Origin of the sequence: Dyella marensis (assembly GCF_900112865.1) — a bacterium.
Taxonomy (GTDB): Bacteria; Pseudomonadota; Gammaproteobacteria; order Xanthomonadales; family Rhodanobacteraceae; genus Dyella_D; species Dyella_D marensis_A.
Map to the genome: position 1 here is coordinate 1 of NZ_FONH01000040.1, position 12,719 is coordinate 12,719.

General features: G+C 68.9%; 13 protein-coding genes. 10 read left to right on the forward strand and 3 right to left on the reverse strand.

From position 1 onward, the window contains the following. Positions 1-360 precede the first annotated feature (360 nt). A complete protein-coding gene (locus tag BM172_RS21785) occupies positions 361-627 on the reverse strand; it encodes an EscU/YscU/HrcU family type III secretion system export apparatus switch protein (RefSeq protein ID WP_026636725.1) in 267 nt (88 codons plus the stop codon). Then, complete coding sequence (locus BM172_RS21790) at positions 624-1,763, reverse strand: flagellar hook-length control protein FliK (protein ID WP_026636724.1); 1,140 nt, start codon at positions 1,761-1,763, stop codon at positions 624-626. The genes BM172_RS21785 and BM172_RS21790 overlap by 4 nt, the downstream gene beginning before the upstream one ends. A gap of 239 nt (positions 1,764-2,002) precedes the next feature. Between BM172_RS21790 and BM172_RS21795 the strand changes: the two genes are divergently transcribed. The 10 genes from BM172_RS21795 (at position 2,003) to BM172_RS21840 (ending at position 11,988) form a co-directional block, all read left to right on the forward strand. Then, positions 2,003-2,311 carry an STAS domain-containing protein gene (locus tag BM172_RS21795; RefSeq protein ID WP_026636723.1) on the forward strand — a complete coding sequence of 103 codons (309 nt, stop codon included), beginning with the start codon at positions 2,003-2,005 and terminating at the stop codon, positions 2,309-2,311. An 11-nt stretch (positions 2,312-2,322) separates the two neighbouring features. Then, positions 2,323-2,685 (forward strand): response regulator, encoded by a 363-nt coding sequence (locus BM172_RS21800; protein ID WP_026636722.1) that lies wholly within the window; start codon positions 2,323-2,325, stop codon positions 2,683-2,685. A gap of 11 nt (positions 2,686-2,696) precedes the next feature. Further along, entirely contained in the window at positions 2,697-4,670 is a 1,974-nt protein-coding gene (locus BM172_RS21805; RefSeq protein WP_026636721.1) for a chemotaxis protein CheA, read from the forward strand. 503 nt (positions 4,671-5,173) lie between these two features. Continuing rightward, the gene (locus BM172_RS21810; RefSeq protein ID WP_026636720.1) at positions 5,174-5,689 is read left to right on the forward strand and encodes a chemotaxis protein CheW; all 516 of its coding nucleotides are present in this window, start codon (positions 5,174-5,176) and stop codon (positions 5,687-5,689) included. A gap of 9 nt (positions 5,690-5,698) precedes the next feature. Then, positions 5,699-7,429: a methyl-accepting chemotaxis protein gene (locus BM172_RS21815; protein WP_026636719.1), complete on the forward strand. Its 1,731-nt coding sequence runs from the start codon at positions 5,699-5,701 to the stop codon at positions 7,427-7,429. 248 nt (positions 7,430-7,677) lie between these two features. Beyond that, the gene (locus BM172_RS21820; RefSeq protein ID WP_026636718.1) at positions 7,678-8,553 is read left to right on the forward strand and encodes a CheR family methyltransferase; all 876 of its coding nucleotides are present in this window, start codon (positions 7,678-7,680) and stop codon (positions 8,551-8,553) included. Further along, complete coding sequence (gene cheD, locus BM172_RS21825) at positions 8,550-9,188, forward strand: chemoreceptor glutamine deamidase CheD (RefSeq protein WP_026636717.1); 639 nt, start codon at positions 8,550-8,552, stop codon at positions 9,186-9,188. The genes BM172_RS21820 and cheD overlap by 4 nt, the downstream gene beginning before the upstream one ends. A 170-nt stretch (positions 9,189-9,358) precedes the next feature. Further along, a complete protein-coding gene (locus BM172_RS21830) occupies positions 9,359-10,459 on the forward strand; it encodes a protein-glutamate methylesterase/protein-glutamine glutaminase (RefSeq protein ID WP_035324186.1) in 1,101 nt (366 codons plus the stop codon). 13 nt (positions 10,460-10,472) lie between these two features. Further along, positions 10,473-11,654, forward strand: coding sequence for a methyl-accepting chemotaxis protein (locus tag BM172_RS21835; protein ID WP_035324184.1), 1,182 nt, complete (start codon positions 10,473-10,475; stop codon positions 11,652-11,654). A gap of 31 nt (positions 11,655-11,685) precedes the next feature. Continuing rightward, positions 11,686-11,988: an STAS domain-containing protein gene (locus BM172_RS21840; RefSeq protein WP_026636714.1), complete on the forward strand. Its 303-nt coding sequence runs from the start codon at positions 11,686-11,688 to the stop codon at positions 11,986-11,988. Between the two features lie 151 nt (positions 11,989-12,139). Here BM172_RS21840 and BM172_RS21845 read toward each other — a convergent pair whose 3' ends face one another. Further along, positions 12,140-12,499, reverse strand: coding sequence for a hypothetical protein (locus BM172_RS21845; RefSeq protein ID WP_026636713.1), 360 nt, complete (start codon positions 12,497-12,499; stop codon positions 12,140-12,142). Positions 12,500-12,719: the final 220 nt, after the last annotated feature.

The window sequence follows — 12,719 nt, forward strand, 5'->3', positions numbered from 1 at the left end:
CGCCTTTTTGACGGGACACGGATGTCCCGTCAAAAAGCCCGGCCAGCCCTCACGTACCCGCAGCAGCGAAGCTGCGGAGGGCGCCGTGCAGGGTGCCCTTCTCTTTGGTTACTTTCTCTTGGGCAAGCAAGAGAAAGTAACTCGGGCCGCGGCAGCGGCTCGAAACCCTCGCCATAGGCGAGACAAGCTGCGCGCAACGCGACCATCGAGCGTGGTCGTTACTGGATGACTCGCTTCGCTCGCCCCTTCGGGGCCGCCCTTCGGGCGTTCTTCGCGCTACGCGCTCGTCCGGCCTACGCCGGGATGACGAGCAAAGCGGATTCCGCCTGCGCCGGAATGACGAGCCACAGAGGCGCAGCCTCAACCTTCCTCAGACGCGCGATACACGCAGCTGAGCACCGCCGCCGCAGCCGCATACAACTCCACCGGAATATCCGCCCGCAAGCGCAGCGCCGCCAGCAACCCCGCCACCTGCGCATCGTGATGCAACACGATCCCCAGCGACCGCGCCCGCGCCAGCAACTGCTCCAGCGCCTCCGGCGGCAACGAAGGCGGCGTCGCACCCCCGCCGCTCGCGGCCACGCGCAGACTCACCTTGCGGCTCGGCGGCGGCAATGCCTGCGTCATGCGGTAGCCTTCAGCAGCACGGCGCTGCGCGAACCCGGCGGCTGCGGCAGCCCCGTCTGGCAGGTCAGCTGATCGAGCAGCAACCCGTTCGCGGTCAACTGCTGGCCCAGCTCGCCGAACAGGCGCTCCAGCCGGGCAGTAGTCTCCGTGCGCTGCGCCCACAACCGCACCGACAAGCGCAGGCCGCGCAGTTGCAGCTCGCCCTGCACCGGCCCCAGGCGCGGCAGGTCGATGGCGAAGCCAAGCACCCACGCGGTGGGTTGCTCCGGATCGTCCTCGTGCGGCGTCATCTGCAACTGCAGGATGTCCTGCCCGCCCTCGCCCTGCAGCGGAATCTCGATCATCCAGGCGCCGCTGGCCTGGGTTTCCAATTGCGCCACTTCCAGGCGCGCCAGCGCGGCATGCACTTCGCCGTGCAGGCGCACCAGCAGGCTGTCCACTTCGCCGGGCTGGGCGGACTCGGGCATCGGCGCGCGCGGCTGCGCGACCAGGCCGCGCTGCGCCAGCGGCGGCGCGGTCTCGGTGTGGTCGCCGGGCGGATGCGCCGGACTGCCGCGATCCAGCGTGGCGGCCAGACGGAGCAGGGCGGCTTTCCAGTCGTCCTCGCCCAGCATGCCCAGGTCGGTCTGCGGGTGGGCGAGCTGGGATTCGAGGAACAGGCCGCTGCGCTTCACCGCCTCCTGCAGGCCGGCGGCGTGGGCGATCTCGACCGGCGTGCGGATGCTGTGCTCGAGCAGGGCCAGCGCCGCGCGCAGCGGCGGCGGCAGCTGGCGCAGCAGCGGGCGCTGCGCCAGTGCGCCCAGCGTGGCCAGCAGCGGCGCATAGCCGTTCTGCTGGGGCAGGCGCTCGCGCAGGGCGCGGCTTACCGCCTGATCCAGCGGCGGGCCGCCGAGGATCTCCAGCTTCGGCTCGGCGCCCAGGCTGAGCACGCGCACCTGGAACTGCGACGGCAGCTGGGTGCCGGGCGGCTCGGCCTCGACCGTGAGCGAGCCGATCTGCAACACCAGCTTGGCCTGCTCGCTGTAGCCCAGCGTGCGCGCCGCCAGCACCGCGCCGACGCGCCAGCTGTCCGCGCTGGCGCCGGAGGCGGCGCCGGCCCAGGTCAATGCGGCAAGGCTGGTTGGCTGGATGATCACGTGGACTCCCGGGCTCTGGGCGTCACCGGTTTGACGCCCTTGCCATCGCTTCATGCATGTCTTCGGCCGGATGCGCAGGAACTTGAGCGTCGATTTTCCGACGCCTGCGCAAGGCCATCCGGTGGGTAGGAGCACGTTCCGTGCCGCCGCGGAAAAAAAGCCGCAGGTCCGGCCTAAAGCCGTCCGCGCCCCCGCCGATAACCGCCCTGTAAGCCATCACACAGGCGGGACAGCGGCACATGGGCAAGGCGAAGACGGACAAGGCGGATGGGCGCGTGGCGCTGCCGGCGGACTGCCGCATCGCGGACCTGGCGACGGTCAAGGCCGCGCTCGAAGCCGCGCTGTCCGCGCCCGCCGCGGTGCTGGACGGCGGCATGGTCGAGCGCGTGGATACGGCGGCGCTGCAGTTGCTGGCCGTGTTCCGCCGCGAGGCGGCGGCACGCGGCGTGGCGGTGGAGTGGCGGGGCGCCAGCGACGTGCTGCGCGACGGAGCGGCCCGCCTGGGCCTGACACAAACATTGGAACTGCCGGCGGCGACGCCGGCCTGACGAGGTAGACGATGGCAAAGATCCTGGCGGTAGACGATTCGGCTTCGATGCGTGGCATGGTGGCCTTCACCCTGCGCGGCGCGGGCCATGATGTGAGCGAGGCGGAGAACGGCCAGCTGGCGGTGGACGCGGCCAAGGGCGCGCGCTTCGACCTGGTGCTGGCCGACGTGAACATGCCGGTGATGGACGGCCTCAGCATGGTGCGCGAGCTGCGCACGATGCCCGAGTACAAGGGCGTGCCGATCCTGATGCTGACCACCGAGTCGCACACCGACAAGAAGATGGAAGGCAAGGCGGCCGGCGCCACCGGCTGGCTGGTCAAGCCGTTCGATCCGGAACAGCTGCTGGCCACGGTCAAGCGCGTGCTCGGCTAAGGGCCATTTCTATGAGCACGGTGAGCCTGGCGCAGTTTCATCAGACCTTCTTCGACGAGAGCCATGAAGGCCTCGACGCCATGGAGACGGCGCTGCTGGCGCTGGACGGCGGCGGCGACAAGGAGCTGGTCCACGGCATCTTCCGTGCGGCCCATTCGATCAAGGGCGGCGCCGCCACGTTCGGCTTCCCGGACATGGCGGCCTTCACCCACGAGGCCGAATCGCTGCTCGACGAGCTGCGCGACGGCCGCCGTGCGGTCGACGCCGGCATCGTGGAACTGCTGCTGCGCTCGGTGGACTGCCTGCGCGGCATGTTCGCCCGCGCACAGGCCGGCCAGCCGCTGGCCGACGCGGCCAGCGAAGCGCTGCGCCACGAGTTGGCCGCCGTGGTCGGTCGCAGCCTCGCGCCGGCCGCCGCGCCCGCGCGGCGCAGCGACGATGCCTCGACCGGCTGGGCCATTTCGTTCCGCCCGCACCAGGGCATGCTGGCCGGCGGCAACGATGCGCTGCGCCTGCTGCGCGAACTGGGCGAGCTGGGCGAACTGAAGGCCGAAGCGGAGCTGGACCGGCTGCCCGGCCTGGGCGCGCTCGATCCGTCCGAATGCCACCTGGGCTGGCGCCTGGAACTGCGCGGCGACGTCAGCCGCGCCGCGGTGAAGGGCGTGTTCGACTGGGTCGAGGACGAATGCGACCTGACGCTCGAGCCGCTGCCCGGCGCCGAGGTGCATCACGCGCCGGCGGCCGCGGCGCCTGCAGCCGCTGCCGCGCCGATCGCAGCCAAGGCCGCCGCACGCGAAGCGGTCGCCGCCGAATCCTCGGTGCGCGTCGGCATCGACAAGATCGACAGCCTGATCAACCTGGTGGGCGAGCTGGTGATCACCCAGTCCATGCTCGACACCTTCCGCGAGGATTTCGATGCCTCGCGCCTGGAAATGCTGCAGCAGGGCCTGGCCCAGCTGGCGCGCCACACCCGCACGCTGCAGGAGAGCGTGATGGGCATCCGCATGCTGCCCATCGCCTCGGTGTTCAACCGCTTCCCGCGCATGGTCCGCGACCTGGGCCAGAAGCTGGGCAAGCAGGTCAGGCTGGACCTGGTCGGCGAACAGACCGAGTTGGACAAGACGGTGCTGGAGAAGATCGGCGACCCGCTGGTGCACCTGGTGCGCAATGCCATCGACCACGGCCTGGAAACCCCCGACCGCCGCCGCGCCGCCGGCAAGGGCGACATCGGCACGCTGCGCCTGGAAGCCTCGCACCGCAACGGCTCGATCGTGGTGGAGATCAGCGACGACGGCGCCGGCCTGAACCGCGAAGCGATCGTCGCCAAGGCGCTGCAGCGCGGCCTGATCGCCAGCGGCGAGGGCATGACCGACGAGGCCGTGGCCGACCTGATCTTCCAGCCCGGTTTCTCCACCGCCGCGGTCACCACCGACCTGTCCGGCCGCGGCGTCGGCATGGACGTGGTCCGCCGCAACGTGGTGGACCTGGGCGGCAGCATCCAGATCCGCAGCGTCGCCGGCCAGGGCTCCGTGTTCACCATCACCTTGCCGCTGACGCTGGCGATCATCGACGGCCTCACCGCGATGGTCGGCGGCGAACACTACATCGTCCCGCTGGCCTCGATCGTCGAGACGGTACAGCTGCGCGGCGAGCAGCTGCGCACGGTGACCGGCGGCGGCGAATTGTTCCACTTCCGCGACTCGTGGCTGCCCGTGCTGCGCCTGCAGGACGCGTTCGCCTGCGGCGGCACACGCCGCGCGATCGAGCAGGGCCTGGTCGTCGTCGTCGAGGGCGACGGCGCGCGCGTCGGACTGTTCGTCGATGAACTGGTGGGACAGCAGCAGGCTGTCGTGAAGTCGCTCGAAGCGAACTACCGCCGCGTGATCGGTATTTCCGGCGCGACGATTTTGGCCGACGGCTCGGTGGCGCTGATCGTCGACGTGGCTGGCTTGTCCCGGCAGATGACCCGCCGCCGAGCAGCCTGACCAAGCAGATCGGGGTGAGGGTCGGCGAGTTCGACGCTCCGCCCGGCCCCTCACCCTGCCCTCTCCCCGGAGGGGAGAGGGGTGAAAGGGTGTGGCAAGAGAAGCGCAGCGCCAAAGCTCGCCTCAGTCCCGGCTCTTAGGCCATTTCTTTTTGGTTACTTTTGCTTTGGGCCAGCAAAGAAAAAGTAACTCGGGCGCCGGCAGGCGTCCGAAATGCCCGCTGCATAAGCGGCCAGGTCACGGCACCGCGACCATCGAGCGATACCGCTACTGGATTCCGGCCTGCTCCGGAATGACGAGCAAAAGGAACGCCCGCTGCGTAAGCGGCCAAGTCACGGCACCGCGACCATCGAGCGATACCGCTACTGGATTCCTGCCTGCGCAGGAAAGACGAGCAAAAGGCACGCGCCGCCCAGGCGCCCCCAGAAAACTCTCAAGCGAAGCGTTCACCTGCCGATAACGCCCATACAGGGGCGGGGATTTCTCCCGCAGACGAGACCCACATGAGCCAGCCACCGACTGCATCCGCCGCCGACGCGGCAACCACGCAATACCTCATCGTCGGCCTCGGCCGCGAGGAATACGGCATGGACATCCTCGCCGTACGCGAAATCCGCGGCTGGACACCGGTCACGCGCATCCCGCAGGCCCCGCACTACGTGCTCGGCGTGCTCAACCTGCGTGGCTCGATCGTGCCCGTGCTCGACCTGCGGCTGCGCTTCGGCCTGCCCGGCGAGGAATACACGCACACCACCGTCACCGTGATCGTCACCGTCGCCGGCCGCCTGTTCGGCGTGGTGGTCGACAACGTGTCCGACGTGCTGGACGTGGCCGGCACGGCAGTGCGCCCGGTACCGGACATGGGCACCACCGTGGATACCGAATACCTCAAGGGACTCACCTCCGCGGCGGAGCGCATGGTGCTGCTGCTGGACGTGGACAAACTGCTGCAACCGCAGGACGCGCAGATGCTGGAGGCCGCCTTGCCCGCGGCTATCGACGAGAAGGCCGTGGCCTAAGGAATTCCAATGAAGATCCCTACTATCAAGTTCAAGCTTCCCGCCATGACCGTCCGCAACCGCCTGCGCGGCGTGCTCGGCCTGCTCGGTCTCATGTTGATCGCCGGCGCTGCCGTCGGCCTCGGCGCCATGCACCTGCAGAACGAGGGCATGCGCCAGATGTACGACAACGAGCTGGTGCCCGCGGAAATCATCAGCCGCATCAATACGCGCTCGCTGATGTCCTTCATCGTGATGGGCGAGTCCACCAATCTGCTGGACAAGCCCGACGCGCTCAAGCAGAAGCTGGGCGAGTTCGCCAAGTACCAGGCCGAGATGGTCGAGCTGAAGAAGCAGTACGCGGCGATGTCGCGCTCGCCCAAGCTCGACGAGCTGTACAAGAAGTGGCGTTCCACCGACGAGGAATACGCCCAGGCCAAGAAGGACATCATGGATGCGCTCAATCAGAAGGATCCGAGCGCGGCGGATGTGCTGGAAATGCAGGTGCGCCCGCTCCTGATGGAGCGCCAGGATGCGCTGGCCAAGCTGATCGAGGCGCAGCGCCTGGAGGCCAAGGAGATCTACGACGCCCAGTTGAGTCGCTACCAGTGGGTCCGCGCGGCCAGCCTGATCGCGCTGATCGCCGGCCTGCTGATCGCCATCGTGGCCGCGGTGCTGCTGATCCGCTCGATCATCGGCACGCTGAACCGCGCGGTGCGCATCGCCAACGAGATCGCCGAAGGCAAGCTCGGCCACGACATCGAGGCCGGCCGCAATGACGAACTCGGCCAGCTGCTGGGCGCGTTCCGCACCATGGACGAGCGCCTGGCGGCGATCGTCGGCGAAGTCCGCCACGGTTCCGGCGCGGTGAGTACCGCCGCGCAGCAGATCGCCCGCGGCAACGACGATCTGAGCCAGCGCACGCAGGAACAGGCTTCGAGCCTGGAGGAAACCGCTTCGTCGATGGAGGAAATGACCTCCACCGTGAAGCAGAACGCCGAGAACGCTAGCCACGCCAACCAGCTGGCCCGCGGTGCCCGCGAGCAGGCCGAGCGCGGCGGCGAGGTGGTGACCCAGGCGGTCGGCGCGATGCGCGAGATCAACGAGTCCAGCCGCAAGATTTCCGACATCGTCAGCCTGATCGACGAGATCGCCTTCCAGACCAACCTGCTGGCGCTGAACGCCGCGGTGGAAGCGGCGCGCGCCGGCGAGCAGGGCCGCGGCTTCGCGGTGGTGGCGACCGAAGTGCGCAACCTGGCGCAGCGCAGCGCGGGTGCGGCGAAGGAGATCAAGGGCCTGATCGCCGACAGCGCCGAGAAGGTGCGTACCGGCACCTCGCTGGTGGACCAGTCGGGCAAGGCGCTGGCCGAGATCGTGGACAGCGTGAAGAAGGTGACCGATATCGTGGCGGAGATCGCCGCGGCCAGCCAGGAACAGTCGGCCGGCATCGACCAGGTCAACAACGCCGTCACCCAGATGGACGAGATGACCCAGCAGAACGCCGCGCTGGTGGAAGAAGCCGCGGCGGCCGCGCGCGCCATGCAGGAACAGGCCGGCGAGCTGGCCCGCCAGGTGGGCTTCTTCCGCCTGGGCGACGACGCGGCGGCGGTGGCTGCCCCGGCGCGCAAGGCGGCGGCGACGGCCAGTGCGGAAGCGGAGGCGGTGTTCGCCGCGGTGCGCAGCGCGGGGCCGGTGCATTCGCCGGTGCGCGCGCAGCGTCCGGCGGAGATGGCTGAGGCTGGGGTGTGGAAGGAGTTCTGAGCGTGAAGCCTGAGCCCCTCTCCCACCGGGAGAGGGGTTGGGGTGAGGGTCCGGGCGGAGCGAAGAAAGTGATGCGCACCGCTCCGCCCGCACCCTCATCCGGCTGCCGCCACCTTCTCCCGGAGGGAGAAGGAATCCAGTTCGGGGACTGGGGAAATTAAGGAAGTCAGCAGCAACACAACGATAAGAGGTGCGTCGTGACGGTTGGCAGGGGGAGTGTTTCCAATAGCGGGAAGGAGGGCTGAAGCATGGCCGCGAATCTTTCCCACGAAGTCGCCGCGCCGGGCCTGGGCGGCCCGTTGCTGGGCAACCGCGATTTCGATTTCCTGCGCGAGTTCGTGCTGGCTCATTGCGGCATCGCGCTGAGCGAGCAGAAACGCCAGCTGGTCCAGGGCCGCCTGCTGCGCCGGCTGCGCGCGCTGGGGCTGAAGGATTTTTCCGCTTACTGCGAACTGCTGCGCCGCGATCCGGACGCCGAGATGGGCGACCTGGCCAGCGCGATCAGCACCAATGTCACTTCGTTCTTCCGCGAGTCCCACCACTACGACCTGCTGGAGCAGACCCTGCTGCCGCAGTGGCTGGCCGAGAAGCGCCGCAGCGGCGGACGCCTGCGCATCTGGTCGGCCGGTTGTTCCACCGGCGAGGAACCCTACGCGCTGGCGATGGTGCTGGCCGAGGCGCTGGAAAAGCATGCGCCCGGCGTGGACGCGAAGATCCTCGCCACCGACCTGTCGCCGCAGGCCCTGGCCGGCGCGCGCGAAGGCGTTTATCCGGTCGACAAGCTTGGCGGCGTGAGCGCGGAACGGCGCCGGCGCTGGTTCCTGCGCGGCGAGGGCAGCTATGCGGGCCTGGCCTGCGTGCATCCGCGCCTGCGCGAACTGGTGGCGATCCAGCCGCTGAACCTGCTGCACGAGTGGCCGATGAGCGGCGTGTTCGACGCGATCTTCTGCCGCAACGTGGTGATCTATTTCGACAAGCCGACCAAGGAGCGCCTGTTCCGGCGCTATGCCGGCAAATTGGTGCCCGAGGGTTATCTGTTCCTCGGCCACTCCGAATCCATGCACGGCCTGAACGACGACTTCGCCCTGGTCGGCCGCACCGTCTACCGGAAGAAGCCCGCATGAACGCCCAGACGCGCCCCGCGCACATCGACGAGGTGCTGCCCGGATTCGAGCACGTGCGCCGCTACTGGGATCCCACCCAGGGCAGCATGACCGCCAAGGTGCTGCCCGGCGAGTACTACGTGAGCCGGCAGGAGGAACTGATCGCCACCGTGCTCGGCTCCTGCGTGTCGGCCTGCATCCGCGACCGCCGCCGCGGCATCGGCGGCATGAACCATTTCATGCTGCCCGAGCCGATGGGCGAGCGCGACGCCTGGTCGTCCACCGTGGGCCGCGCCGCGCGCTACGGCAACGACGCGATGGAGCAGCTGATCAACGCCATCCTCAAGGCCGGCGGCCGGCGCGAAGACCTGGAAGTGAAGATCTTCGGCGGCGGACGCGTGCTGGCGCAGATGACCGACATCGGCGAACGCAACATCGCCTTCGTGCGGCGCTACCTGGCGGCCGAGCGGCTGGAACTGGTGGCCGAGGACCTGGGCGACATCTACCCGCGCCAGGTGCAGTTCTTCCCGTGCAGCGGCAAGGCCCGCGTGCGCCAGCTGCGCGGCCACCACGCCACGGTGCTGGTGGACGGCGAGCGGAATTACCTCAAGCGTTTGGCCAACGATCCGATAAAGGGAGAGGTGGAACTGTTCTGAAGAGAGCCGAGGGACGAGCAGTGAGGGCGCGCGATTGGCGGCCGCGCGGCGGAGATCTTGCCGGAGACGGCCAGGAACAGGGGCCGCCCGCGCGGCCCGGATCGGCGCCCTCACTACTCGTCCTTCATCTGAAGACCGACCACCCTCGCGCAACCGAAGAGAAGCCCTGAATGTCCCGAGTCCGAGTCCTGGTGATCGACGATTCCGCCCTTGTGCGGAAGCTGCTGACGACCATGCTCTCCTGCGATCCGATGATCGAAGTGGTGGGCAGCGCGGCCGATCCCTTCATCGCGCGCGAAAAGATCAAGCAGCTGGAGCCGGACGTGCTCACGCTGGACGTGGAAATGCCGCGCATGGACGGCCTGACCTTCCTCGAGAACCTGATGCGCCTGCGGCCGATGCCGGTGGTGATGGTGTCCTCGCTGACCCAGCAGGGCGCGGAAGTGACGCTGCGCGCGCTGGAACTGGGCGCGGTGGATTTCTTCACCAAGCCCAGCAGCGACCTGGCCAGCACCTTCGCCGAGGGGGCGCAGGACATCTGCGCCAAGGTCAAGCTGGCCGCGCTGGCGCGTCCGCGCGTGCGCACCGCGGTGCGCAAGCTGGAAGTGGCGCCGCGGCTGTCCGCCGACGCGGTGCTGCCGCGCGCGCAGACACCGGACAGCCGCGGCGGCAGCCCGATCATCGCGATCGGTGCCTCCACCGGCGGCACCGAGGCGATCCGCGTGGTGCTGGAATCGATGCCGCCGGACGCGCCGCCGATCGTGATCACCCAGCACATCCCCGCCGCCTTCAGCGGCCCGTTCGCCACCCGCATGGACAACTGCTCGGCCATGCGCGTGTGCGAGGCGCGCGACGGCCAGCCGATCCAGCCCGGCCATGCGTATATCGCGCCGGGCAGCCAGCATCTGCTGGTGATGTGGGACGGCGCGCGCCACGTGTGCCGCCTGCACGACGGCCCGCCGGTCAACCGCCACAAGCCCAGCGTGGACGTGCTGTTCCGCTCGATGGCCGCCACCGTCGGCCGCACCACCGTCGCCGCGCTGCTCACCGGCATGGGCGACGACGGCGCGCGCGGCCTGCTGGAACTGAAGGAAGCCGGCGCCGCCACGGTGGTGCAGGACGAAGCCAGCTCGGTGGTGTGGGGCATGCCCGGCGCCGCCTGGAAGCTCGGCGCCGCCGCCGAGATGCAATCGCTGGAACATATCGCTGCGCGCCTGCTCGAGCTGGCGCGCCAACCCGTGGCGAGCGCCGTACGCGCCGCCAGCCGCTGACCTGGACGCTGTCATGTCTGCCATTCCCGCCCCGTCCTTTCCCCGCCTGCCGCTGGGCCTGAGCGTCAGCGCCGTCGCGCTGCTGCTGTGCCTGGTCTGGCAGCCCGCCTGGCTGGCGCCGCTGGCGATCGCCGCGGTGTCCGCCGCGTGGTTCGTCGAGCAGCGCCGCACGCCGGCGCGCGTGGTCACCGTGCTGCCGCCGGCGCAGGATTCGGCGCCGGTGCGCGAAGCGCTGGAAGACGTGCGCGAAGCCCTGGTCGAGGAACTGGGCCACGCCTCGCGCGAACTGCACCAGGCGCTGGACCTGCTGCGCGACGCGGTGTCCGAGCTCGGCGGCGGCTTCGACGGCCTTTCGCACAAGACCGGCCAGCAGCAGTCGCTGCTCAAGCAGATCATCGACGGGCAGAAGGACGGCGTGTCCGTGCAGGACTTCGCCGCGCGCACCAGCGACCTGCTGGAGCATTTCGTCGGCCTGATCGTGCAGTTGTCGCGCGACAGCCTGCGCATCGTCTACCGCATCGACGGCATGGCCAAGGAAATGGACGCGGTGTTCGGCCTGCTCAAGAACGTCAACACCATCGCCGAGGAAACCAATCTGCTGGCGCTGAATGCCTCGATCGAGGCGGCGCGCGCGGGCGAGGCCGGCCGCGGCTTCTCGGTGGTGGCCGGCGAGATCCGCAACCTGGCCAGCAACTCCAACCAGTTCAACGAGCAGATCGGCAGCCACGTCGAGCGTGCGCGCACCGCGATGGAGCAGCTGCGCGGCCTGGTCGGCGCGATGGCCTCGCAGGACCTGAACATGGCGCTGTCCACCAAGGGCGGCATCGACGCCATGCTGGCGCACGTCACCGAGAGCGATGCGCGCACCAGCAAGGTCGCCGACCAGGTGGTGGAGATCAACCGCGGCCTGGGCAGCGACGTGTCCACCACCATCCGCTCGCTGCAGTTCGAGGACATCCTCAGCCAGCTGATCAACCAGACGCGAACACGCCTGGTGGAACTGCAGGAAACCACCGCCGAATGCACCCGCGACATCGAGGAGCTGGCCTGCACCGACGTCGAGGCCGGTGCGCTGGCCGAGCACGCCCAGCGCGTGCGCGCCCGCCTGTCGATGCAGCGCGAGAAGGCCCGCCTGCGTGCGCGCGGCCCGGCGCTGCAGAACTCGATGGACGCCGGCGAAATCGAGCTGTTTTGAGCCTTTGAAGAATCATTAGGGGAACACGGCCATGAGCCTGACCATCCATCACGACACCGAGCAAGACTGCCTCACCCTGCAGCTGGGCGAGCGCTTCGACTTCACCGTGCACCGCGATTTCCACGACGCCTGCCTGGGCGGACGTCCGGCGCGCAGCTATGTGATCGACCTGGGCGAGGTGAACAGCATGGACAGCTCCGCGCTGGGCATGCTGCTGCTGCTGCGCGAGCACGCCGGCGGCGAGCGTTCGGAGATCCGCATTGTCAACGCCGGCAGCGAGCTGCGCGGGACGCTGCGGGTGGCAGGGTTCGACAAGCTGTTCGTGCTGCATTGAACGGGTAAGACGGGGTGGGCAAGCGGGGCGGTCTCTGCCGGGGACCGCCTCTTTTTTTGCGTCGCGGTTTTGCCGGCGCAAAAAAAGGCCCCTTGCGGGGCCCGGAAAAAACTTTCAAGAGCAGCAGTTTCGGTGGGTCTTGGGTACCGCGTTACCAGCTCTTCACTTCGGAGACGCTGACGGTGTAGTCCTGCATGTCCGACTCGTAGCGGAACAGGCGGCCGAGGTCGAAGCTCACCGACTGGCCCGGGCCGATGTTGGCGGTGCCGGCCGGCCAGCCCTGCTTGCTCTGCAGTACCTTGCCGCTGGCGTCCTTCGCCTCGATGCGGATCTGGGCGGCGGCGGCGTCGCCGCAATGATTGGTCAGCTGGCCGGCCAGGCTCAGGCGCATGCCGGTGCCCGAACCGGTGGACTTCATCTTGAAGTCGGAGATGGCGAAATCGGTGGCGGAGCAGGCGGCGTGCGAGGCGACGGGAGCCAGCAGGAGCGCAGCGGCGATGAGGATTTTCATGGCGGGTATCCGATCGATGGGAAATCGTTGGTAAGGAACGACGTCCTAGAGATCGGCGGGGGCGTGGGAAACTTTAGGGCGCCCGAGGTGGAACCCTTCTCCCTCCGGGAGCACGCGGGGAGGGCACATGGATGTGCCCTGCTTTGAGGAGCGAGGAAGGTGGCGGCAGCCGGATGAGGGTACGGGCGGAGCGGTGCACATCACGCTTGCGCTCCGCCCG